The organism is Streptomyces sp. NPDC040432, from assembly GCF_055595445.1.
This window is the reverse complement of the sequence record NZ_JBVIVP010000004.1, coordinates 337323-358618: the sequence shown is the minus strand read 5'-3', so window position 1 is coordinate 358618 and position 21296 is coordinate 337323. Positions and strand designations below refer to the sequence as shown.

General features: G+C 73.3%; 23 protein-coding genes. 3 read left to right on the top strand and 20 right to left on the bottom strand.

Going from position 1 to position 21296, the window contains the following annotated elements; genetic code table 11:
• Positions 1-21: 21 nt before the first annotated feature.
• The 4 genes from ACZ58N_RS11915 to ACZ58N_RS11900 all read right to left on the bottom strand — a co-directional run bounded on the left by ACZ58N_RS11915 (position 22) and on the right by ACZ58N_RS11900 (position 3529).
• Entirely contained in the window at positions 22-333 is a 312-nt protein-coding gene (locus ACZ58N_RS11915) for a chorismate mutase (protein ID WP_281206681.1), read from the bottom strand.
• Positions 334-443: 110 nt separating this feature from the next.
• The gene (locus tag ACZ58N_RS11910; protein ID WP_471158008.1) at positions 444-1703 is read right to left on the bottom strand and encodes a sensor histidine kinase; all 1260 of its coding nucleotides are present in this window, start codon (positions 1701-1703) and stop codon (positions 444-446) included.
• 88 nt (positions 1704-1791) lie between these two features.
• Positions 1792-2448 carry a response regulator gene (locus ACZ58N_RS11905; RefSeq protein ID WP_471158007.1) on the bottom strand — a complete coding sequence of 219 codons (657 nt, stop codon included), beginning with the start codon at positions 2446-2448 and terminating at the stop codon, positions 1792-1794.
• A gap of 307 nt (positions 2449-2755) precedes the next feature.
• The gene (locus tag ACZ58N_RS11900) at positions 2756-3529 is read right to left on the bottom strand and encodes a serine protease (protein WP_471158006.1); all 774 of its coding nucleotides are present in this window, start codon (positions 3527-3529) and stop codon (positions 2756-2758) included.
• Between the two features lie 83 nt (positions 3530-3612).
• On the opposite strand from ACZ58N_RS11900, the gene ACZ58N_RS11895 reads away from it, so the two are divergent.
• The gene (locus ACZ58N_RS11895) at positions 3613-4599 is read left to right on the top strand and encodes a hypothetical protein (protein WP_471158005.1); all 987 of its coding nucleotides are present in this window, start codon (positions 3613-3615) and stop codon (positions 4597-4599) included.
• Positions 4600-4713: 114 nt separating this feature from the next.
• Positions 4714-5424, top strand: coding sequence for an HAD family acid phosphatase (locus ACZ58N_RS11890; RefSeq protein WP_471158004.1), 711 nt, complete (start codon positions 4714-4716; stop codon positions 5422-5424).
• Positions 5425-5451: 27 nt separating this feature from the next.
• Here the strand turns inward: ACZ58N_RS11890 and ACZ58N_RS11885 are convergent, their stop codons facing one another.
• The 6 genes from ACZ58N_RS11885 to hsaA all read right to left on the bottom strand — a co-directional run bounded on the left by ACZ58N_RS11885 (position 5452) and on the right by hsaA (position 11003).
• Positions 5452-5793 (bottom strand): hypothetical protein, encoded by a 342-nt coding sequence (locus ACZ58N_RS11885; RefSeq protein WP_471158003.1) that lies wholly within the window; start codon positions 5791-5793, stop codon positions 5452-5454.
• Positions 5794-5861: 68 nt separating this feature from the next.
• Positions 5862-7544: an FAD-dependent oxidoreductase gene (locus tag ACZ58N_RS11880; protein WP_471158002.1), complete on the bottom strand. Its 1683-nt coding sequence runs from the start codon at positions 7542-7544 to the stop codon at positions 5862-5864.
• On the bottom strand, positions 7541-8047 hold the full coding sequence (locus tag ACZ58N_RS11875) for a flavin reductase family protein (RefSeq protein WP_471158001.1): 507 nt from the start codon (positions 8045-8047) through the stop codon (positions 7541-7543). Before ACZ58N_RS11875 ends, ACZ58N_RS11880 begins: the two co-directional genes overlap by 4 nt.
• 29 nt (positions 8048-8076) lie before the next feature.
• Positions 8077-8970: a VOC family protein gene (locus ACZ58N_RS11870; protein WP_471158000.1), complete on the bottom strand. Its 894-nt coding sequence runs from the start codon at positions 8968-8970 to the stop codon at positions 8077-8079.
• A gap of 15 nt (positions 8971-8985) precedes the next feature.
• Positions 8986-9837, bottom strand: a complete 852-nt coding sequence (gene hsaD / locus ACZ58N_RS11865) for a 4,5:9,10-diseco-3-hydroxy-5,9,17-trioxoandrosta-1(10),2-diene-4-oate hydrolase (RefSeq protein ID WP_471157999.1) — start codon at positions 9835-9837, stop codon at positions 8986-8988.
• Positions 9834-11003: a 3-hydroxy-9,10-secoandrosta-1,3,5(10)-triene-9,17-dione monooxygenase oxygenase subunit gene (hsaA, locus tag ACZ58N_RS11860; protein ID WP_471157998.1), complete on the bottom strand. Its 1170-nt coding sequence runs from the start codon at positions 11001-11003 to the stop codon at positions 9834-9836. Before hsaA ends, hsaD begins: the two co-directional genes overlap by 4 nt.
• 254 nt (positions 11004-11257) lie before the next feature.
• Between hsaA and ACZ58N_RS11855 the strand changes: the two genes are divergently transcribed.
• A complete protein-coding gene (locus tag ACZ58N_RS11855) occupies positions 11258-12130 on the top strand; it encodes an IclR family transcriptional regulator (RefSeq protein ID WP_471157997.1) in 873 nt (290 codons plus the stop codon).
• Between the two features lie 69 nt (positions 12131-12199).
• Here ACZ58N_RS11855 and ACZ58N_RS11850 read toward each other — a convergent pair whose 3' ends face one another.
• The 10 genes from ACZ58N_RS11850 to ACZ58N_RS11805 form a co-directional block, all read right to left on the bottom strand.
• Complete coding sequence (locus tag ACZ58N_RS11850) at positions 12200-13270, bottom strand: 2Fe-2S iron-sulfur cluster-binding protein (protein ID WP_471157996.1); 1071 nt, start codon at positions 13268-13270, stop codon at positions 12200-12202.
• Complete coding sequence (locus ACZ58N_RS11845; RefSeq protein ID WP_471157995.1) at positions 13263-13493, bottom strand: hypothetical protein; 231 nt, start codon at positions 13491-13493, stop codon at positions 13263-13265. The genes ACZ58N_RS11850 and ACZ58N_RS11845 overlap by 8 nt, the downstream gene beginning before the upstream one ends.
• Positions 13493-14638, bottom strand: coding sequence for a Rieske 2Fe-2S domain-containing protein (locus tag ACZ58N_RS11840; RefSeq protein ID WP_471157994.1), 1146 nt, complete (start codon positions 14636-14638; stop codon positions 13493-13495). Before ACZ58N_RS11840 ends, ACZ58N_RS11845 begins: the two co-directional genes overlap by 1 nt.
• Positions 14639-14710: 72 nt before the next feature.
• Positions 14711-15778 carry a 4-hydroxy-2-oxovalerate aldolase gene (gene dmpG, locus ACZ58N_RS11835; RefSeq protein ID WP_471158316.1) on the bottom strand — a complete coding sequence of 356 codons (1068 nt, stop codon included), beginning with the start codon at positions 15776-15778 and terminating at the stop codon, positions 14711-14713.
• Between the two features lie 5 nt (positions 15779-15783).
• Positions 15784-16677 carry an acetaldehyde dehydrogenase (acetylating) gene (locus ACZ58N_RS11830; protein ID WP_471157993.1) on the bottom strand — a complete coding sequence of 298 codons (894 nt, stop codon included), beginning with the start codon at positions 16675-16677 and terminating at the stop codon, positions 15784-15786.
• A gap of 20 nt (positions 16678-16697) precedes the next feature.
• A complete protein-coding gene (locus ACZ58N_RS11825; RefSeq protein ID WP_471157992.1) occupies positions 16698-17483 on the bottom strand; it encodes a 2-keto-4-pentenoate hydratase in 786 nt (261 codons plus the stop codon).
• A 360-nt stretch (positions 17484-17843) separates the two neighbouring features.
• Positions 17844-18512: a DUF4360 domain-containing protein gene (locus tag ACZ58N_RS11820; RefSeq protein ID WP_471158314.1), complete on the bottom strand. Its 669-nt coding sequence runs from the start codon at positions 18510-18512 to the stop codon at positions 17844-17846.
• A gap of 49 nt (positions 18513-18561) precedes the next feature.
• Positions 18562-19227, bottom strand: a complete 666-nt coding sequence (locus ACZ58N_RS11815) for a DUF4360 domain-containing protein (RefSeq protein WP_471157991.1) — start codon at positions 19225-19227, stop codon at positions 18562-18564.
• 340 nt (positions 19228-19567) lie between these two features.
• Positions 19568-20476, bottom strand: coding sequence for an SDR family oxidoreductase (locus ACZ58N_RS11810; RefSeq protein WP_471157990.1), 909 nt, complete (start codon positions 20474-20476; stop codon positions 19568-19570).
• A 1-nt stretch (position 20477) separates the two neighbouring features.
• A complete protein-coding gene (locus tag ACZ58N_RS11805) occupies positions 20478-21242 on the bottom strand; it encodes an SDR family oxidoreductase (protein WP_471157989.1) in 765 nt (254 codons plus the stop codon).
• Positions 21243-21296 lie beyond the last annotated feature (54 nt).

The following is a 21296-nucleotide window of genomic DNA, read 5'->3' as shown; positions in this document are numbered from 1 at the left end:
CCACGGCGCCCGCCCCGGGGATCAGTCCTCGCCCGCGGCGATCGTCTCGTGGTGGCGGATGACCTCGGCGATGATGAAGTTGAGGAGCTTCTCGGCGAAGGCCGGGTCGAGCTTGGCGTTCTCGGCGAGCTGCCGCAGCCGGGCGATCTGGCTGGCCTCCCGGCCCGGGTCGGCGGGGGGCAGCTGGTGTCGTGCCTTGAGGTGGCCGACCTGCTGGGTGCATTTGAAGCGTTCGGCGAGCATGTGCACGACGGCCGCGTCGATGTTGTCGATGCTGTCGCGCAGGCGGGACAGTTCCGCGGCGACGTTCTCGTCGATATCGCTGTTGTTCATGGTTCCCGAGAATACGTGGCCTGCGCGACGGTGCTGGCGGGGAGCCGGCCCCTGAGACGGGACGGGGCGGGGGTGGGAGCCGGGGGTGGGGCCGGCGTCGGGCCGCGGGGTCACAGGGGCAGGACGGCCGTGACGAGCCAGCCGCCCTCGGGGGCGGGCCCGGCGGTGAGGGAGCCGCCGAGTGCCTCGGCGCGTTCGGCCATTCCGACGAGGCCGTAGCCGCCGCCCCGGGCCTTGTCGGAGAGTCGGGCGGGGTGGCCGCCGTCGTCGGCGATGCGTACTTCGAGGCCGGCGGGGACGGTGCGCAGGCGGACGCGTACGGCGGTGGCGGTGGCGGCGTGCTTGCCGATGTTGGTGAGGGCTTCGAGGACGATCCGGTGGGCGGTGGCGGCGACGTCGCCGGGCAGGCGGGTGGCCAGGCCGTCCTCGATGTACAGGGCGACGGGCGGGCCGGTGACGGTGAAGCGTTCGGCGAGCGAGCGGATGTCGGCGAGGCCGGCGACGGGGGCCGTCCCCGGTCCGCCCGCGCGTCCGGCAGGCCCTCCCCCGGTGCGGTCGTCGGCCGCGACCCGAGGGTTGCCGTCGTCCTCGCCGCCGGCCCTGCCGCCGTCCGTTCCTCCGTCCCTGCCGCTGTCGGGGTCGTTGTCGCGGAGGACCTTGACGAGGCGGCGCATGGAGCCCAGGGCTTCGTCGCCGGCCGTTTCGATGCGACCGAAGATCTCGGCGGCGCGTTCGGCGGAGACCTTGGTGAAGCGGGCCGCGCGGGCCTCCACGACGATGCCGGTGACGTGGTGGGCGACGAGGTCGTGGAGTTCGCGGGCCAGTTCCAGGCGTTCGGCGGTGCGGACGGCGCGCAGTTCGCGGACGCGTTGGACGGACTGGAGGCGCAGGAGGAGGGAGTACGCGCCGACGACGACGGCGAGGACGGAGAAGAGCAGGGTGAACCGTCCGGGGTCGGTGTCCCGGACGGGTACGGCCGTGCAGCCGAGGCCGAGGAGGGGGCCGAGGACCGCGGCGGTACGGGCGGGTGCGCGGAGCAGTACCTGGGAGAGGAGGACGAGCAGGGCGATGGCCTCGCCGCCGCCCCAGACGATGAGGGGGTGGTTGCCGAAGATGAGGAGGAGGGTGACCGTCCAGGTGGTGGCGGCGGCGAACCAGGCGCGGGTCAGGAGGGGGATCCGGGGCCAGGGTGCGGCGCTGAGACAGACGAGGATCCCGGAGATCCAGACGGCGGTGTGCGGGAGGCTGGGCCGGCGGGCGAGGATGATGCCTTCCGCGGTGACCAGGCCGATCAGGGCCAGGGTGAGGATCCAGCGGAGCCAGTCGGCGACGTGCGGGTGGCGTCGCGCCCAGCTCGCGAGCGGGCTCACCGCCGCCCCCGGGCCGAACCGAGGACGAGGGCGAGGACGCGGGCGGGGACCGGGGCGGGGCGGTCGACGGGCGCGGTGGGCGGCGGGGTCACGCCGCGCCGACGGCCAGGCCGCTCTCCCAGGCCCAGGCGGCGATCTCGACGCGGTTGCGGGCGTCGAGCTTGGCCTGGACGTTGGCCAGGTGGGTTTTGACGGTGGACAGCGATACGTACAGTTCGCCGGCGATCTCGGCGTTGGTCAGCCCTCGTGCGAGGCAGCGCACGACGTCCCGTTCGCGTTCGGTGAGGGGCTCGGCGGGGCGGCGGGCGGCCTGGGCGGCCGTGGTGCGCGGGGCCATCTCGCGCAGCAGTCGTACGGTGATGGCGGGTGAGACGAGGGCGTCCCCCGCGGCTGCCGCCCGTACCGCTTCAACCAGCATGGCCGGGCTGGCGTCCTTGAGGAGGAAGCCGGACGCGCCGCCGTGGAGGGCGGCGTGGACGTACTCGTCGAGGTCGAAGGTGGTGACGATGACGATGCGCGGCTTGTCCTGGCCGGAGAGTCGGCGGGTGACTTCGAGTCCGTCGAGTCGTGGCATGCGGATGTCGAGGAGGAGAACGTCCGGCCGGTGCTCGGCGACGGCGGCGAGGGCCGCTTCGCCGTCGACGACGTCGGCGACGACCTCGATGTCGGGCATGCTCTCCAGGATCATGCGGAAGCCGGTCCTGACCATGTCCTGGTCGTCCGCGATGACCACGCTGATCGTCATGCGCTGCCTGCCCCACTGTTGCCCGCTGCCGCCGATGGACTCCTCCCATCGGACCGGTGCGGGCGTCGGACCGCAACCGCACGGGGGGCCGTCGGATGGGTGTCGCGGGGTGGGGGCAGCGGTTTTCCGGCCTCGCGGTACGTCCTTCGAGCGTACGTACGTCCGGGGTGGTGCGCTTCGCCCTTCCGGCCGGTTCGCGGCCGGCCGGAAGGACGAAGGGGTGCCGCGCGGTGGGTCGGGGATGCCGCGCGGTGGCTGGGCGGCGCCGCTCGGTGGGTCGGCGGCGCCGCTCGGTGGGCTGCCGGGGCTAGAGGGTCGCAGCCGCGCTCTTGATCGCTCCCGCGAAGGTGGACACCTCGGTGTAGACGCCGGGGTAGTTCGGGCGTGCGCAGCCCTGGCCCCAGCTGACGATGCCGACCTGGATCCAGGCGTTGGCGTTGTCGCGGCGGAACATGGGGCCGCCGGAGTCGCCCTGACAGGTGTCGACGCCGCCCTGGGGGAGGCCGGCGCAGATCTCCTCGGAGGGTACGAGGTCGTTGCCGTAGGAGCTCTTGCAGGAGGCGTCGGAGACGAAGGGGACGGTGGCCTTCATGAGGTAGCGCTGCTGGCCGCCGCCCTCGCGGGTGGCGCCCCAGCCGGCGACGGTGAAGGTGCCGTTGTCGTAGGCCTTGGTCTCGGCGATCTTCAGGGTGGGCAGGTTGATGGGCTTGGCGAGCTTGATGAGGGCCCAGTCCTTGCCCGTGCCGTTGTAGCCGGGGGCCTGGAGGACCTTGGTGGACTTGACCTTGATCGCGCTGCCGCTGTTGAGGTCGACGACGCCGGCGGTGGCGGTGATGGAGGTGTTGTTGCCGGAGCCGTTCACGCAGTGGGCGGCGGTGAGGACGATCTGCTGGGTGTAGAGGGCTCCGCCGCAGCCCATGGAGAGGCGGACCATGAAGGGGAATTCGCCCTGTGCGGCGCGGGTGCCGCCGACGACGGGGGCCGGGGCGGCGCCCGCTCCGGTCGTCTGGAGGCTGACGGCGGCGAGGGCGACGGCGCCGACGGCGAGGGACTGCTTGAGGACTCTGCCGAGGTTGGCCATGGTCAACACACTGCCTTTCGTGGGGGGTTGGGCCGTGCGCGTCATCGGGTGAATGACGAGTCCATGACACAACCGAACGTCCGATGCAATCAAGAACGCGTTTTCGGACAACTTCCGGCCGGGGAGACGATGTGACGCAGAACCGCAGGCGCGACAGCCCGGTGGAGCACGGATTTCCGCACGTGGAGACCGTTCACGCCTCCCTCACGGCCCTGTTCCGGCGCCTGACACCCGAGGGCGTGCGCGCCTACGCCACGAGCTTCGCGGCGGCCGACGCCGCCTTCGACGCGGGCGACGACCTGCACCTCGGCGCCCATCGGGTGGCGTCCGCGATGGTGCGCGCCCTCGGAATGCCGGACGCGCGCGTGGTGGTCGAGTTCCGGCCGATGCGGGACGCGGCGACGGTGGATCCGACCACGGGGCCGGAGTACTTCATCGAGGTGAACGACCGGTTCCGCACGCACCGGCGGGACCTGGCCGCCGCACTGGCCCACGAGGTCACCCACGTCCTGCTGCACCGCCTGGACCTGCGCCTGCCGACGACCGCGGAGAACGAGATCCTCACCGACACGGCCGCCACCCTCCTCGGGGTCGGCTGGCTGCTCCTCGACGCCTACCGCGAGGACGCCCTGACCCACCAGAAGCTCGGCTACCTCACCCCGGAGGAGTTCGGGTACGTCCTGGCCAAGCGGGCCCTCCTCCTGGACGAGGACCCCTCCCCCTGGTTCACCGGCCCGCAGGCGTACGAGGCCTACGCGCGCGGTCGCGCCCTGGCGGCCCGGGACCTGCGCCGGGCCCCCCTCGCCGCCGCGGGCCTGCCGGAACGGCTGCGCTACGCGCGGGCCCGCCGAGCCGGGGCGCGCCCGACGGTCGACGGCGCGACGGGCGGCGGGGCGACGGGCGGCGGGGCGACGGGCGGCGGGGCCGCGTACCGGTTCGAGTCGCACCCCGACGGGCAGCGGGTGAGCTTCCCGTGCCCGGTGTGCGCCGGGCGGCTGCGGGTCGCGGTGCGGGGGCCGCACCGGGTGCGGTGCGGGCTGTGCCGCACGGTGCTGGAGTGCGACACGTGACGGGGGTTCATCGGGTGGCCGCGAAAAGTTTCCTACCGACCGGTAGACAGGGGTGACGGCACTACCTCAGCCTGGTCGCGTACATGCCAACACGTGACCGAGGAGCGCCCCCACATGCGCATCACCCGCCGCACCCTCCCCACCCGCACCGGCCATCCCCGCCGTAGCGCCTCCGCCGCCGCCGGCGTGGCCGTCGCGGGAGCCGTCCTGGCCCTGCTGCCCGCCACCACGGCCGGGGCCGCCCCCGTCGAGCGGGCCGTGACCGCGCCGGCCGCGGCGAGCGCCGTCACCGCCTCCGCGCCCGGGGGCAACGCGGCGATCCTCGGCATCGACTACGCCACCTGGCAGCGCGACGTGGCCGCCGTCATCGACGCCGCCCGTCCCGCGATCGAGCAGCGCATCGCCGCCTCCCCGGCCGGGGAGAAGCCGGCGCTCGTGCTCGACATCGACAACTCGTCGCTGGAGACGGACTTCCACTGGTTCTGGACGTTCCCGACGCCCGCGATCTCCAAGGTCCGCGAGCTGACCCGGTACGCCGACGAACGCGGCGTCGCGATCTTCTTCGTCACCGCCCGGCCGGGGATCATCGCGTCCCTGACCGAGCACAACCTCAAGGCCGTCGGCTACCCCGTCTCGGGCCTCTACGTCCGGGACCTGCCCGACCTGTTCAAAGAGGTGAGCGCCTACAAGACGGCCAAGCGCGCCGAGATCGAGGCCCGTGGCTACACGATCATCGCGAACATCGGCAACAAGCAGAGCGACCTGGTGGGCGGCCACGCGGAGCGCACGGTGAAGCTGCCGGACTACGACGGCAAGCTGTCCTGATCCGACGCCGCACCGGGGCGGCGGCCGTCAGAGGCCGCCGCCCCCTCCGCAGCCACCCCCGCCCCCTCCGCAGCCACCGCCGCCTCCGCAGCCGCCGTGCCCGCCACCGCCGGCGTCCCCGCCCGGGCTGCCGAGTCCGACGCCGTCACTGCCGCCGCCGGAGCCGGACGACTCCCACGCCTCAAGCAGAACGAAGCCCAGGAAGAGGGAGAACGCCGCGGCCATGACGGCGAGCCCCACCATCCACCCCGTCCCCATCGTCTCCTGGGCTCCCTGCAGTTCCGGATCCACCGCGACCCGGATCAGGGCCCCCCACGTGCCGAGGCACACCACCCCGCCGGCCAGGGCCCACACGCCGGCCCGGCTCACTCCCCCGCCACCTTTGTCTCCATACGGGGCGTTGTGCCCGTGCCCCGGCGGCGGAACACGGGCGTCCGTCAGGATTCGGCGGCCAACTCCTCCGCGATGGCGTTGACCGCCGCCCAACCGAAGGCCATCGCGGGGCCGATCGTCGCGCCGGGGCCCGGGTAGGTCTCCCCCATGACCGCCGCCGAGCAGTTGCCGGCCGCGTACAGGCCGCCGATCGGGGACGCGTCCTCGCGCAGCACCCGGCCGTCGCCGTCCGTGACCAGGCCGCCCTTGGTGCCGATGTCGCCCGGGTGGACGGGGACCGCGTAGAAGGGGCCCTTGTCGATCGGCGCGAGGTTCGGGTTGGGCAGCGTCGGGTCGCCGTAGTAGCGGTCGTGGGCGGAGGCGCCGCGCCCGAAGTCCTCGTCCACGCCGCGCTCGGCGAAACCGTTGAAACGGCGGACCGCGGCGGGCAGGCCCGGCGCGGAGATCCGTCGTGCCAGTTCCTCCACCGTCGCGGCCTTCTTCACGAAGCCGCTCTCCAACCACCGCGCCGGGAAGGGCTGTCCGGGGAACAGCCCGGCGAAGAGGTAGCGGGCCTTGGAGCGGGCGTCGAGGACCAGCCAGGACGGTACGGTGCTCGCCCCGGGCCGGTCGGCGGCGTACATCCGGTCGACGAACGCGTGGTAGGGCAGGGCCTCGTTGGCGTACCGCTCCCCGGCCCCGTCGACGATCACCATGCCGGGGATGCCGCGGTCGGCGACCAGGAAGAACGGCTTCTCCCCCGGCGGGCACACCGACGGCGCCCCCCACACCCGGTCCAGCAGGTCGGTGGCCGCGCCGAGTTCCTCACCGAGCCGCAGGACGTCGCCCGTCTGCCCCTCGGAGGCGTGCGTCCAGTCGGTGGAGGTGGGTGCGGGCAGGTGCTTCTCCCGCAGTTCCGTGTCGTGGGAGAAGCCGCCCGCGGCGAGCACGACCCCGCCCCGGGCCCGTACGGTCACCGCGCGGCCCGCGCGGACGACCCGTACGCCTTCCACCCGGCCGGTGGCGTCCGTGACCAGGCCGGTCAGGGGCGCCGACAGCCACAGGTCGCCGCCGAGCCGGTCCAGGGAGAGCCTCATCCGGGCGATCAGCGCCTCCCCCAGGGAGAGCAGTCTGCGTCCGGTGACCAGCGCCTTCAACGCCCGCACGACCACCTTCACTGAGGTCAGCCGGCCCGCCCTGGTGCGGGCCACCATGTTCAGGAAGCGGAAGTCGTACGAGGTCATGGTCAGCCCGTACGTCGGCAGTCCCGCGCGGCGCATCGTGCGGCCGAGCCCGCCCAGCCGACGGAAGTCCACGATGCGCGGTTCGACGGAACGCCCCTGGGCCATGCCGCCCGGCTCCTCGGGGAAGTAGTCGGGGTAGCCGGGCGTGTACATGAAGCGGACCTCGGTGCGGTCGTGGAACTCCCTGACCATGCGCGGCCCGTGGGCGAGGTAGGCCTCCTTGCGGGAGTCGGGGACCCGGTCGCCGACGGTCGCGTCGAGGTAGGCGCGCGCCTTGTCGTGGGTGTCGGCGATGGCGGCCCGGTCGAGGTGGAAGTTGCCGGGCACCCAGATCGCGCCGCCGGACAGGGCGGTGGAGCCCCCGTACGCCCCGGTCTTCTCCACGACCAGGACGGTCAGTCCGCGCAGGCGGGCGGTGATCGCGGCGGCCAGGCCCGCCGCGCCGGAGCCGGCCACCACCACGTCGTAGTCGTAGGTGTCGCCGTGCGCGTGCTCGTCGGTCATCCGAAGGCTCCGGTGGCGTAGTCGCTGCGGAAGTACAGCAGGGGCGATCCGCCGTCGCGGGCGGTGAGTTCGAGGACCCGGGCGGTGATCAGGTGGTGGTCGCCCGCCTCGTGGACGGTCTCCAGGGCGCAGTCGACGGTGGCGAGGGCACCGGCGATGCGCACGGTCCCGTGTGCGGAGGTTTCCCACTCCACCCCGGTGAACTTGTCCCCGCCGCGGCGGCCGAGGGCCTCGCAGACGGCCCGCTGCCCCGCGTCGAGGATGCTGACGCCGAACCGGCCGGCGGCCCGTACGGCGGGCCAGCTGGACGAGCCCTTGCCCACGCAGAGGAGCACGAGCGGCGGGTCCAGGGAGAGGGAGGCGAAGGACTGGCAGGCCAGCCCGACGGGACGGCCGTCGGGGTCGGTGGCGGCGAGGACGGTGATGCCGGAGGCGAAGGCGCCCAGTACCTCGCGGAACACGGCGGGGTCGACGGGCGCGGCTTCGCACGGAGTGCGGTCCACGGGCGCGGGGTCGACGGGGGCGGGTGCGGTCAGCCGTTCCACTGGTGGCCCCAGAAGCTGTCGGCGGTGATCTCCTTCGCGGTCCAGGTCGCGGGGTCGACGACGAGGCCGTCCCAGCCGTATTCGACCTGGAAGCCTCCGGGGGCCTGCGCGTAGAAGGACACCATGTGGTCGTTGGAGTGGCGGCCGAGGGTGGACGCGATGGGGATGCCCGCCGCGTTCATCCGGTCGAGGCAGTAGCCGACGTCGTCGAGGCGTTCGAGTTCGACCATGAAGTGGACGATGCCGGGCGGCAGGGCTCCGGGGTAGAGGCCGAGGCTGTGGTGGCGGCGGTTGGGGCTGAGGAAGTGCATCCGGTGGGGGGCCCGGTCGGGGTCCGCGGTGGGGACGGCGGCGGGCGGCAGCCCCATCGAGTCGCGCAGTTGGAAGCCGAGGACGTTCTCGTAGAAGTCGAGGCTCGCCGCGGTTTCCGGGGCGGGCAGGACGACGTGGCCGAGGCCCAGGTCGCCCGTGACGAAGCGGTTGCCGTAGGGCGCGGCGAGCGGGCCGTGGTCCTGGGCCTGGCCCCAGTAGATCTCCAGGGGGTTGCCGCTGGGGTCCTCGCAGTGGATCAGGCCCTGGACGCGGCGGTCGGCGAGGGTGGCGTCGTCGCCCTGCTCGACGGCGTGGCCGGCTGCCTCCAGTTCGGCGGCGGCGTCCCGCAGGGCGCGGGCGTTCGCCACCTCGAAGCCCGCGGCGAGGAGGCGGTCCGTCGTCCCGGCGACGAACTGGAAGCGGTGGACCCGGTCGTCGATGCGGACGCACAACCGGGTGTCCGTGCTGCCTCGGCCCTCGGCCATGCCGAGGACGTCGAGGGCGTAGGTGCGCCAGGCGGCGAGGTCGGCGGTCTCGATGCGGAGGTAGCCGAGTGCGCGGATGTCCATGGGGTTCCCTGGTGGCTAGTGGAGGAAGAAGTCGGTGGCGAGGCGGTTGAACTCGGCGGCGGCCTCGGTCTGGGCCCAGTGCCCGCAGTGCGGGAAGACGTGCAGGCGGGCGTCGGGGATGGTCTTGAAGGCGAGGAAGGCGCCGTCGACGGGGTTGACCCGGTCCTCGCGGCCCCAGGTGAGGAGGACCGGTCGGGTGATGCGGTGGGCCTCGCGCCACAGGAGGGTGTCCTCGGGCCATTTCGTGAAGGCGGCGGCCATCCGGGCGTTGCCGAGGCGGGCCTCGGGGTCGGTGGCCTGCGCCCAGCGCTCCTCGACGAGGGCGTCGGTGACGACGGCCGGGTCGTGGACGAGGGTGGTGAGGAAGGCGCGCATCGCGGCCCGGGTGGGTTCGGGGGCGAGGCTGAACTCGAAGAGCCGTTTGAGGCCTTCGGTGGGGTCGGCGGAGAACAGGTTCAGGGAGATGCCGCCGGGGCCCATGAGGAGTAGTTTCGCGACCCGTTCGGGGTGGTCGAGGGCGATCCGGACGGCGGTGCCGCCGCCGAGCGAGTTGCCGATGAAGTGGGCTTCCCCGATGCCGAGTTCGTTCATGAGGGCGATGACGGCGCGGGCGCTGAAGGTGAAGTAGTCGCAGTCGGGTTCGGGCTTGTCGGAGCGGCCGTAGCAGGGCAGGTCGACGAGCAGCGTGCGGAACCGGGTGGCGAAGTGGGGCAGGTTGGCGCCGAAGTTGGACCAGCCGGAGGCGCCGGGGCCGCCGCCGTGCAGCATGATCACGACGGGTGCGTCGTGGGGTCCCGCCTCGTGCAGGTGGAGGGTGAGGTCGCCGGCCTGCACGGTTCGGGAGGTGTTCTCGTACGTGGGGCTCACAGCATCGTGTCCTGGATGTCGAGGCCGAGGGCGCCCTGGCCGAAGAGGACCAGTGCCCGTTCGGGGTCGTTGGCGGCGTGGCCGCGTCCGGTGTGGACGTCGCGCCAGGCCCGTTGGACGGGGTTGGTGCCGGTGCGCATGGCGCCGCCGCCCGCGTTCTCCATCAGGAGGTCGACGGCGGCGACGCAGCGTTCGGTGGCGAGGACCTGGTCGCGGCGGACCCGGGTGCGCAGGGCGAGGGGCAGGGGCTCGCCGCGTTCGGCGAGGGCGTGGAGGTCGCCGATGTTGCGCCGGAGTTGGAGCCAGGAGGCGTCGATGTCACTGGCGGCGCGGGCGACGCGGACCTGGGCGAAGGGGTCCTCGGCGACCTGTTGGCCGTAGGAGGTCCGGAAGCGTTCGCGGGTCGCGGCCACGTACCCGTCGTAGGCGCCCTCGGCGATGCCGACGATCGGGGTGGAGATGGTGGTGGTGAAGATCGAGGCGTACGGGAGCCGGTAGAGGGGCTCGGGGTTGACGGCGTGGCCGGGGACGTCCAGGGCGGTGACGGGGCCGAAGCTGAGGGCGCGGTGTTCGGGGACGAAGACCTCCTCGACGACGATGTCGTTGGAGCCGGAGCCGCGCAGGCCCACGGTGTCCCAGACCTCGTCGATCCGGTACCGGGTCCGGGGTACGAGGAAGGTGCGCATGTCCACGGGCCGGCCTTCGGCGTCGGTGACGAGCGCGCCGAGGAGGGCCCAGTCGGCGTGGTCGCAGCCGGAGGAGAAGTGCCACCGGCCGCTGAGGGTGAAGCCGCCCGCGACGGGGGCGACCTTGCCGGTGGGGGCGTAGGAGGAGCAGATGCGGGTGTCGCGGTCCGTGCCCCAGACCTCTTCCTGGGCGCGGGGGTCGTAGAGCGCGACGTGCCAGGGGTGGACGCCGACGACGGAGGCGACCCAACCGGTGGAGCCGCAGGCCTTGGCGATCTCCTTGACGGCCTCGTAGAAGATCCCGGGGTGTGCGGCGCGCCCGCCGTACGCCCGGGGCTGGAGCAGGCGGAAGAATCCGGTGTCCGTCAGTTCCTTGATGCTCGCCTCGGGGACCCTGCGCTGGGCCTCGGCTTCGGCGGCGCGTTCGCGCAGCGCCGGGGCGAGGGCGCGGACCGCGTCGAGGACGTCTTCGTCGCTCATGGTGTCCCTTTCTCGGGGTCGTCGGCTTCGGGGTGCGGTGAACGTACGCCCGTGGGTCGGGGGCGCGGAACGGGGTGTTCCCGCTGAGTGGGAAGGCGCCGTGGGGCGTCCCCCCGGTGGTCGCCGCGGGCATCGCGCGACCAGCTTCATGCCGATCCGAAGTATTACTGAATGAAATACATGGTTCCGGGTCCTTCCCCGCGCCGGGGGCCGCGTGGCAGGGTCGCCCCAACGCCTCACGCAGGGGGTTCCTCGTGCTCGATCAGGTCATGCAGAGCGGGCTCGCGCCGCTGTCACTGCTGGAGAAGGCCGCCAAGGTCCTGGGCGCCTTCGAGGGTCCGCAGCCACGGCTCTCGCTGACCGAGGTGGTGCGCCGCAGCGGGATCCCCCGCTCGTCCGCCCACCGGATCCTGGACCAGCTGGTGCAGTTGCGCTGGCTGGACCGGGAGGGCCGGGACTACCGGATGGGCATGCGGATGCTGGAGCTCGGCGCGCTCGCCGCCCACCACAACCGGCTGCGCCGGGCGGCCCTGCCGCTGCTGCACGCACTGCACGAGCAGACCGGTCGGCTGGTGCACCTGTGGGTGCTGGACGGGGCGGAAGTGGTCTGCCTGGAACGGATCGGCGGGTCGGAGGCGGGCGCCGTGCCCTCCCGGGTCGGCGGCCGGATGCCGGCCTGCTCGACGGCCGCCGGCAAGGCGCTGCTCGCCTTCGGCGATCGGGACGCCGTCGAGGAGGTCCTGGCCCGCGGCCTGCGCCCGCGCACGGCCCGGACCCTGGTCCGCCCGGCCGCGTTGCGGGCGGAGCTGGCGGACGTCCGTGAGCGCGGCGTCGCCCACGACCGGGAGGAAACCGTCCCCGGGGTCCACTGCGTGGCCGCGCCGCTGCGGGGTGCGGGACGGGCGGTCGCCGCCGTGTCCCTGTCCTCCTGCCGGGGGGAACGCGAGCTCACCCGGCTGGCGCCCGCGGTCCTGGCCTGCGCGCGGTCCGTGTGGCGCGAGCTGTACGGGCCGGGTCGGGCGGGCCGCGCCGCGGCCGCCGTACCGCCCGTGGCCGCCGAGCCGGCGGTGTCGGCGCGGGAAATGGACAACATGATGGGCTGGTTGCGGTTCAGCGAGTGGATGTAGCGGGTACTGATACCTCATCGCACACGCACCGGACCCGACCCCTCGCCAGGGGGCCGGGCCCGTTGCGTTTCAGCCGTAGGTCACCCGGACCCGGTCGGTGAGCGGAAAGGCCTGGCAGGCGAGGACGTATCCGTCGGCCAGGTCCTCGCCGTCGAGGACCTCGTTGCGGACCATCGTCACCTCGCCCTCGACGACCCGGCAGCAGCAGGCCGCGCAGGCTCCCTCACGGCAGGAGTACGGGGCTTCGACACCCGCGGCGAGCAGGGCGTCGAGCAGCGTGGCCCGGCGCGGCCAGGGCACTGTACGGGTCTCCCCGTCGAGCCGGGCCACGGCAACGGCGTCGACACCGCCGCCGGCGTCCGGCGGCGCGTCCGAGGCCGCTGTCGCGGGGGCGAACGTGTCGGCGCCGAGCGAGAAGTACCGTTCGCGGCGGATGCGGGTGCCGGTCGCCCCGGCCGAGCGCAGGGCCGTCTCGGCGGCGTCCATGAGCGGCCCGGGCCCGCACAGCCAGGCGTCGCGGCCCGTGTACGGGGCGACGAGCCCCCCGAGGCGCGCGGCGGTCGGCAGCCCGTGCAGGCTCTCCAGCCAGTGCACGACGGTGAGCCGGTCGGGGTGCCGGGCGGCCCATCCCTCCAGCTCGTCCCGGAAGATGACCGACGCGGGGTCCCGGTTGGCGTAGAGCAGGGTGATCCGGCCCCGGCCGACGGCGAGGGCGGACTTGGCCAGGGACAGCACCGGGGTGATCCCGCTGCCGCCCGCGACGAGCAGCAGGTCCCGGTCGAGGCCGTCGGGGCCGGGGGTGAAGGTGCCCGCCGGCGGCAGGACCTCCAGTTCGTCCCCCTCCGCGACGGTGTCGCAGACCCAGCCGGAGCCGAGCCCTCCGGGGACCCGCTTGACGGTGATCCGCATGGGCTCGCCGGTGTGCGGGGAGCTGGCCAGGGAGTAGCAGCGGGCGCCGCCGCCGGGGATCCGCAGCGTGAGGAACTGCCCGGGTCGGTAAGGGAGTTCCGCGTCGAGTACGAGGGAGACGGCGTCCGGGGTCTCTTGGATCCGCTTCCGGACCCGTACCCGCAGCGGGCCGGCGGGGGCCGCCGGTACGGGTGCGGCGGGGGCGGCCCGTTCGGTGGTGGTCTCAGGCATCGGCGGGCACCTCCAGCCGGCCCTCCCGGACGGCCGCCTCGATGTCGGCGCGCAGGGCCGGGCAGGAGCGGACGCGGGCGCTGGGTTCGCCGACCGCGACCCGGGCCGCGATGCGGGGGCACACCGAGGCCGCCCGGTCCGTCCACTGGACCTGGAGGTGGGCCGCGCTGAACTTCTCGCACAGCACCTCGGTGCCGCACTCCGCGCAGGCGACGGGGGTCATCACGCACCGCCCGGGGACGCGGCGCGGTGGGCGAGGTTCGCCTCGACCTCCGCCTTCCAGGCGGCGGTGGCGCGGGTGGTGTCGATCTCGAACTCGAAGCGCCGAACCATTTCGTCCTTGACGTCGGCGGCGTCGACGTAGAACTGCTCGTACCAGCGCCGCAGTTGGTAGACGGGTCCGTCCTCCTCGGTGAGGAGCGGGTTGTCGATGCGGGTCTTGTTCCGCCAGATCTCCACGTCCTGCTCGAAGCCGACGGCCAGCCCCTCGGCGGTGAGGCGGGCGGCCTCGGCGGCTTGCGCGTCGTCCATGCCGGGGAGCTTCTTGACGCTCGCCCCGTACATCAGGACGAAGCTGTTCGCGTCGACCGGGTAATGGCAGTTGATGAGTACGGATTCCATCTCCACGCCGCCGCCGACATCGCTCCACAGCCGGTCGATCATGTAGGAGGGGCCGTGGTAGGAGGCGTCGGAGCGCAGGCCGCCGCCGGTGGAGAGGGTGCCGAGGTCGATGTCGCCGCGCGGGGTGGACTCCATGTACTGGGTGGCGACGTGCCCGTCGAAGACGTTCTTGAAGTAGTGGGGGAAGGCGTAGTGCACGTAGTAGAAGTGCGCCATGTCCACGACGTTGTCGACGATCTCCCGACAGTTGGCGTTCTCGACGCGCAGGGAGTTCCAGCTCCAGTCGCTCCAGTCGGCGCTGCCGTGGCCCTCGATCTCGGGGATGGTGACGCCCTCGGGCGGCGGGTTGCCCTCCGGGTCGTGCCACACGTAGAGCTGACCGTTGCGCCGCAGGGTGGTCCAGGCGCGGGTCCGGGCGCGCGGCGGGACCCGGCGGGCGTAGGGGACGTCGGCGCAGCGGCCGTTGCCGGACCAACGCCAGTCGTGGAAGGGGCAGGCGACGGTGTCGCCCTTGACGCTGCCGTGGGCGAGGTTGCCGCCCATGTGGGGGCAGTAGGCGTTCAGGACGCTCAGCTCTCCGCTGTCGGCGCCCCGGAAGACGACGAGGCGGGTCCCGAAGGCCTCCACCTCGTGCGGGGCGCCGTCCTCGAAGGGGGCGGCGAGGCCGAGGCAGTGCCAGCCGCGGGCGAACCGGGTGGGCACGGCCGCCGCCTCGATGACGCGGGGTCCTTCGTCGGTTGAGGCCATGGGGAGGCCCTCCACTTCCTCGTGGGTGTGCTGCGGGGGGGGTGCGGCGGCGCGGGGCCGGGGCGGTCCGGGTCAGGCGCGGGAGTCCCCGGCCTCGGCGGCGAGTTCCAGGGCGATGTCGATGAGCTGGTCCTCCTGGCCACCGACGAGGCGGCGTTCGCCCGCGCGCAGCAGGATCCGCGCACCGGGGACGCCGTAGCGTTCGGCCTGCCGGTAGGCGTGGACGAGGAAGCTGGAGTAGACCCCGGCGTGGCCCATGAGGAGCGACATCCGGTCGAGGCGGCACTCCTCGTCCATGACGGGTCGCACCACGTCCTCGGCCGCGTCGATGATGGCGAGGACGTCGATGCCGGTGCGGATGCCCATCTTCTGGCAGACGGCGGCGAACGCCTCGACGGGCGTGTTGCCGGCGCCGGCGCCGAGGCGGCGGGTGGAGCCGTCGATCTGCAGGGCGCCGGCCCGGACGGCGGCGACGGAGTTGCCGACGCCGAGGCCGAGGTTCTCGTGGCCGTGGAAGCCGACCTGGGCGTCGGTGCCGAGCTCGGCGACCAGGGCCTGGACCCGGTCGGTGACCTGGTCCATGACGAGGGCTCCGGCGGAGTCGACGACGTACACGCACTGGCAGCCGGCGTCGGCCATGATCCGGGCCTGGCGGGCGAGGTTCTCGGGGCTGGTGGAGTGGGCCATCATCAGGAAGCCCACGGTCTCCAGGCCCATCGCCCGCGCCAGCCCGAAGTGTTGGACGGAGATGTCGGCCTCGGTGCAGTGGGTGGCGATCCGGCAGATGCTCCCACCGCTCGCGTGGGCGGCGCGGATGTCGTCCTTGACACCGAGTCCGGGCAGCATCAGGAAGGCGATCCTGGCGTTCCGGGCGGTTTCGGCGGCCGCCTTGATGAGTTCCTGCTCGGGGGTCCGCGAGAAGCCGTAGTTGAAGGACGACCCGCCCAGTCCGTCGCCGTGCGCGACCTCGATGGCGGGGACCCCCGCCGCGTCGAGGGCGGCGACGATCGACGTCACGTCCTCGACGGTGAACCGGTGCCGCTTGGCGTGCGAGCCGTCCCGCAGGGAGGAGTCGGTGACGCGGATGTCGAGGGTGTCGGAGTAGGCGCTCACGGCGCTCACGGCGCTCCCGGCGTTCACGGCGTTCACTGGTGCAGCTCCTTGGCGAACTCCTCGCCGACCTTGGTGGCGGCGGCGGTCATGATGTCGAGGTTCCCGGCGTACGGCGGCAGGTAGTCGCCCGCTCCCTCGACCTCCAGGAACACCGCGACGCGGGCGTTGCCGCCGGTCGCCGCGGACGGCTCGTCGAACTGCGGCTCGGTGCGCAGCCGGTATCCGGGGACGTACGAGGCCACCTCGCGGACGACCCGGTGGACGGAGGCGGCCACGGCCTCCCGGTCGGCGTCGGGCGGGATCGCGCAGAAGACGGTGTCGCGCATCATCACCGGGGGTTCGGCGGGGTTGAGGATGATGATCGCCTTGCCGCGGGCCGCGCCGCCGATGTCCTCGATGCCGCGGGCGGTGGTGCGGGTGAACTCGTCGATGTTGGCGCGGGTGCCGGGGCCGGCGGAGACGGAGGCCACCGAGGCGACGATCTCCGCGTAGGCCACGGGCACCGCGCGGGAGACGGCGTACACGATCGGGATGGTGGCCTGACCACCGCAGGTGATCATGTTGACGTTGGCCCGGTCGAGGTGGGCGGTGAGGTTCGCGGGCGGGACCACGGCGGGGCCGATCGCGGCGGGGGTGAGGTCGACCGCCTTGATGCCGAGCTCGGCGTAGCGCGGGGCGTTGACCCGGTGGACGGAGGCGGAGGTGGCCTCGAAGACGAGGTCGGGGAGTTCGTCGCGGGCCAGCAGCCGGTCGACGCCCTCGTGGGAGGTTTCGAGGCCGGCGCGACGGGCGCGGGCGAGGCCTTCGCTGTCGGGGTCGACGCCGATCATCCAGCGGGGTTCGATGTGCGGGGAGCGGAGCAGTTTGTGGAGCAGGTCGGTGCCGATGTTGCCGGAGCCGACGACGGCTGCGGTGGCTTTCTTCATGCGGTACTCCCGTACGGGCCTCAGACGAAGGAGAGGGACACCGGGCCGAGCCCGGTGAAGTCGGCGGTGTAGGTCCGTCCGGCGTGGACGTCGACGGCGCGGGTGCACGACCCGGGCAGGATCAGGTGGCCCTCGCGCAGCGGGACGCCGAAGCGGGCGACGGTGCGGGCCAGCCAGGCGACGGCGGTGGTGGGGTCGCCCAGGACGGCGTCGGAGCGGCCCTCGGCGAGGAGTTCGCCGTCGCACGCGACCCGGGCCCCGATCGCCTTCAGGTCGAGTTCGCGGGGGTCGCGGCCCTCGCCGATGACGTAGCCGGCGGAGGAGGCGTTGTCGGCGATCGTGTCGGAGATGGTGATGCGCCAGTCGGCGATCCTGCTGTCGATCAACTCCAGCGCGGGGACGACGCGTTCGGTGGCGGCCAGTACGTCGGCCACGGTGCAGCCCTCGCCCGGCAGGTCGGCGCCGAGGACGAAGCCGACCTCGGCCTCGATGCGGGGCGAGCAGTACGCGGCGGCCCGGACGGGCTCGTCCCGGCGCAGCTCCATGGTGTCGAGCAGGTGGCCGTAGTCGGGTTCGTCGACGCCCATCATGGCCTGCATGACGGGCGAGGAGAGGCCGACCTTGTGGCCGGTGACGCGGACGTCGCCGGCGTCGGTGCGCCGGCGGATGTTGATCAGCTGGATCTCGTAGGCGTCCTGTGTGTCGATGCCCTCGAACAGCTCGGTGAGCGGCCGTACGGGGGTCCGGTGCCGTTCGGCGCCGCGCAGCAGCTCGGCGGCCTCGCGCCGGCGCCGGTCGTCGATCATGGGGTCCTCCCGGCTGCGTGGTGTGTGGTGCGGCAGACGGTAGGCGGGCGGTGGGCGCGGGCGGGAGGGCGTGTTCCCGGTGAGCGGGAAAGGCCGTGGGCCGGGACGTTTCCGTCCCGGCCCACGGGGGTGGCGCGGGCGCCGGCGTCGCCGCGGCGAAGGGGGAGCCGCGGCGAGGGGGCGCCCCCGCTGCTCGGGCGGCCCGGGTGCGCCGTGGGCTCCCCCGGCGGCGCGTCGCGGGTCCCCGACCCGTCGGGGTCGTCCCCGGCGCAGGGTGGGCGTCCCGCCCGTCGGCGTGGGCGGGACGCCCCGGGTGGGGCGGGGCCGGTCGCACGTCGGCCCCGCCCCCGGCTCACGGCGCTACGTCCGCGGCGCGGGGCACGCCTGCCAGGCGAGGTGGTACAGGGTGTTGACGCTGGCGTCGGTGGAGTCCATCGCCATGAAACTGGTCGCCTGCGGGTTGGAGGTGCCCGCATTCACGCGCAGTTCCGTATTGATGTTGAAATTGCGCTTTTCCCCGCAGGGTGCCCATACCAGGTCGGCGAATTCCGTCCTGTCGGTCGCCTGCCAGTTGTCGTTGAGGGGCCCGTTGAACTGATGCGTCCGTTGGGAGGTCTGGGGCATTCCCTGGAAGTAGTAGTTCGCCCTTTCCTGGCCCGACGCCCCCGGTTGAAGGAATGCGAATCCGCGGTAGTCGGCCTGGACGATCGCGTAGGTGAAGCCGTTGGGCACGTGGACGCGGAGGTTGAGCTGACAGTTCTTGCGGAAGGACGTCGGCGGGGCGCCGGGGCCGACCTGGGCGAGGTACTCGCTGTACGTGACGGTGAAGGCGGTGTTGTCCGGGGCCACGGCGACCTCGGCGGTGCCTTCGCGGCAGCCCGAGCCGTTCACGGTGGCGAGCTCGATCACGATCTTGTCGGGCGGTGCGGTGATCGGGCCCGATCCGGCGGCTCCGGCCGGCGTGGCGGTGGCGATCAGGGCGGCGGTGGCGCCGCCGATGAGCAGGGTGCGGGACAGCGAGGGGGACATCGTCATCACTCCTGACGGGGTCGGGGGTTGCCGTGCTCGCTCACGCCGGTCACCTCGCGGGGCATTCCTTCCACTCGAAGTGGTAGACCGTGCTGACGCTGCCGTCCGTGGAGTCCATGCTCATGAAGCTCGGGGCCTGCGGGTTCGACGTCCCGGCGTAGACCCGCAGTTCGGTGTTGACGTTGAGGTTGCGTTCCTCACCGCACGGCGCCCAGACGAGGTCGGCGTACTCCGTGCGGTCGCTCGCCTGCCAGTTGTCGCTGACGGGGCCGTTGAACTGGTGGGTGCTGCGGGCGGTCTGCGCCTGGCCCTGGAAGTAGTAGTTCGCGCGTTGCTGGCCGAAGGCGCCGCGCTGGAGGTGCGCGAAGCCGCGGTAGTCGGCCCGGGCGATGGCGTACGTGAAGCCCTGGGGGACGTGGATCCGCAGGGCGAGCTGACAGTTCTTGCGGAACTCGGTGCCGCCCGCGCCCGCCCCGGCCTGGGCGAGGTAGTTGCTGTACGTGACGGTGAACGCGGTGTTGTCGGAGGCCGCGGCGACCTCGGCGGTGCCCTGCGGACAACCCGATCCGTTCACCCCGACCACATCGACGGTGATTCTTCCGGGCGGCGGTGTGTCCGGGGAGTCGGCCTGGACCGGCGCGGCCACGACCGACAGGGCCACCATGGCCGCGCCGGCCGCACCGGCCACGCCGGTGCTCAATCTGCGGAGTCGCATTTTCTTTTCTCCATCCGGTCGGAACCACTACTGCTGAATTGGGCGTGGACATGCCACCACAGCCGTGGTGGGACTGGGAAGGACCCGATGTGGCCAATGACCGCCGGCCGCATTTCCTGGCCGGATTCCGCGCGGGCCGCGATGCCCGCGCCACCCCGCCCAGCAGCCCCGCCGCCCCGCCCCGGCACCGGCGGGCGGATCGGCGGCGCCGGCGAAGATGTCCAGAAGCACGCAGCACGGCGGGGCGCGACCCTTACCGGACCGCGCCCCGCCACCGTTACCTACGCCCCGCCGCCCTCCTCCCCGTTCCCCACGCGCCCCTCCCGCCCCCCTGCCGACGCTACTGAGCCCCGTACACCGGGTGCGGCGGTTCCGCGGCGGCCAGTAGTTTCGCCGCCGCCTCGCCGGCCTCGGCCGGGGTCCGGCGGGCCCCGCTGTCCGCGGTGGGTCCGGGGCGCCAGCCCTCCATGACGGTGATCCGGCCGCCCTCGGTCTCGAAGACCCGGCCCGTGACCCCGGCCGAGGCGTCGGAGCCGAGCCACACCACCAGCGGGGACACGTTCTCCGGGGCCATCGCGTCGAAGGCCCCGGCGGCCGGGGCGGCCATCGTCTCCGCGAAGGTCCGCTCGGTCATCCGGGTCCGGGCCGCGGGGGCGATGGCGTTGACCTGGACCCCGTACCGGCCCATTTCGGCGGCGGCGACCAGGGTCATCCCGAGGATGCCCGCCTTGGCGGCGCTGTAGTTGCCCTGGCCGACGGAGCCGAGCAGCCCGGCGCCGGAGGAGGTGTTGACCACCCGCGCGGCCACCGGCCGACCGGCCTTCGCCTCCGCCCGCCACCAGGCGGCGGCCTCCCTCAACGGCAGGAAGTGGCCCTTGAGGTGGACCCGTACGACCGCGTCCCAGTCGTCCTCGCCGAGGTTGACCAGCATCCGGTCCCGCAGGAACCCGGCGTTGTTGACGAGGGTGTCCAGCCGACCGAAGGCGGACACCGCGCACTCCACCAGGGAGGCCGCGCCGGCGCCGGTCGCGATGTCCCCGCCGTGCGCCACCGCCTCCCCGCCCCGCTCCAGGATCTCGGCCACGACCCGGGCCGCGGGCCCGTCCGCCTCCGGCCGCCCGTCGAGTCCGACGCCCAGGTCGTTGACGACGACCCGGGCCCCTTCCGCCGCGAAGGCCAGGGCGTGGGCCCGGCCCAGCCCCCGTCCCGCGCCCGTCACGACGACCACACGTCCGTCCGCCATGCCCATTTCAGCTCTCCTTGTTGACAGTTGCCGCATCGAGGAACGCCGGACGTTCGCCGCCGCCGTGCACCAGCAGGCTCGCCCCGCTCACGTAGGCCGCCCGGTCCGAGGCGAGGAACACCGCCGCCTCCCCCACGTCCGAGGGCTCGGCCAGCCGGCCGAGGGGCACGGTCGCGCCGACCGCGGCGACGCCCGCCTCATCGCCGTAGTGCAGGTGCGACAGCTCGGTCCGCACCATGCCCAGGACCAGCGAGTTGACCCGTACGTCGGGCGCCCATTCCACGGCCATCGACCGGGCCAGGTTGTCCAGGCCCGCCTTCGCGGCCCCGTAGGCCGCCGTACCCGGTGAGGGCCGGGTGCCGCTGACGCTGCCGATCATCACGACCGAGCCGCGCGCCGCGCGCAGCCACGGGTGCGCCGCGAGCGAGGCCGTCAGCGGGGCCACCAGGTTGAGGTCGACGACGCGCGCGTGCCGCTCGACCTCCCCCTCGCCCAGCAGCCGGTACGGGGTGCCGCCCGCGTTGTTGACCAGGCAGTCGAGCCGCCCGTACCGCTCCGCGACCCCGGCGAAGAACTCCCGTACGGCGTCCGGATCGCGCAGGTCGAGGGCGGTGAAATCGGCCTGCCGGCCATCCGCCCCGACCGGTTCGACGGGCGGGCGCCGCGCGCAGACGACGACCCGCGCGCCCGCCGCGAGGAACGAGCGGGCGATCCCGGCGCCGACGCCCCGGGTTCCGCCCGTGACGACGACGACCCTCCCATTGAGCTCCATCGGCTGCTACCTTCCTCACCTAACAAATGTTTGGTGGAAAGGTAGCTGATCCGC

Excerpts from the sequence above, each read along its gene's own strand:
- ACZ58N_RS11915 (WP_281206681.1), bottom strand. The coding sequence starts at position 333 with ATGAACAACAGCGATATCGACGAGAACGTCGCCGCGGAACTGTCCCGC.
- ACZ58N_RS11905 (WP_471158007.1), bottom strand. The coding sequence starts at position 2,448 with ATGACGATCAGCGTGGTCATCGCGGACGACCAGGACATGGTCAGGACC.
- ACZ58N_RS11900 (WP_471158006.1), bottom strand. The coding sequence starts at position 3,529 with ATGGCCAACCTCGGCAGAGTCCTCAAGCAGTCCCTCGCCGTCGGCGCC.
- ACZ58N_RS11895 (WP_471158005.1), top strand. The coding sequence starts at position 3,613 with ATGCAATCAAGAACGCGTTTTCGGACAACTTCCGGCCGGGGAGACGAT.
- ACZ58N_RS11890 (WP_471158004.1), top strand. The coding sequence starts at position 4,714 with ATGCGCATCACCCGCCGCACCCTCCCCACCCGCACCGGCCATCCCCGC.
- ACZ58N_RS11880 (WP_471158002.1), bottom strand. The coding sequence starts at position 7,544 with ATGACCGACGAGCACGCGCACGGCGACACCTACGACTACGACGTGGTG.
- ACZ58N_RS11870 (WP_471158000.1), bottom strand. The coding sequence starts at position 8,970 with ATGGACATCCGCGCACTCGGCTACCTCCGCATCGAGACCGCCGACCTC.
- hsaA (WP_471157998.1), bottom strand. The coding sequence starts at position 11,003 with ATGAGCGACGAAGACGTCCTCGACGCGGTCCGCGCCCTCGCCCCGGCG.
- ACZ58N_RS11850 (WP_471157996.1), bottom strand. The coding sequence starts at position 13,270 with ATGCCTGAGACCACCACCGAACGGGCCGCCCCCGCCGCACCCGTACCG.
- ACZ58N_RS11845 (WP_471157995.1), bottom strand. The coding sequence starts at position 13,493 with ATGACCCCCGTCGCCTGCGCGGAGTGCGGCACCGAGGTGCTGTGCGAG.
- ACZ58N_RS11840 (WP_471157994.1), bottom strand. The coding sequence starts at position 14,638 with ATGGCCTCAACCGACGAAGGACCCCGCGTCATCGAGGCGGCGGCCGTG.
- ACZ58N_RS11830 (WP_471157993.1), bottom strand. The coding sequence starts at position 16,677 with ATGAAGAAAGCCACCGCAGCCGTCGTCGGCTCCGGCAACATCGGCACC.
- ACZ58N_RS11825 (WP_471157992.1), bottom strand. The coding sequence starts at position 17,483 with ATGATCGACGACCGGCGCCGGCGCGAGGCCGCCGAGCTGCTGCGCGGC.
- ACZ58N_RS11820 (WP_471158314.1), bottom strand. The coding sequence starts at position 18,512 with ATGTCCCCCTCGCTGTCCCGCACCCTGCTCATCGGCGGCGCCACCGCC.
- ACZ58N_RS11815 (WP_471157991.1), bottom strand. The coding sequence starts at position 19,227 with ATGCGACTCCGCAGATTGAGCACCGGCGTGGCCGGTGCGGCCGGCGCG.
- ACZ58N_RS11810 (WP_471157990.1), bottom strand. The coding sequence starts at position 20,476 with ATGGGCATGGCGGACGGACGTGTGGTCGTCGTGACGGGCGCGGGACGG.
- ACZ58N_RS11805 (WP_471157989.1), bottom strand. The coding sequence starts at position 21,242 with ATGGAGCTCAATGGGAGGGTCGTCGTCGTCACGGGCGGAACCCGGGGC.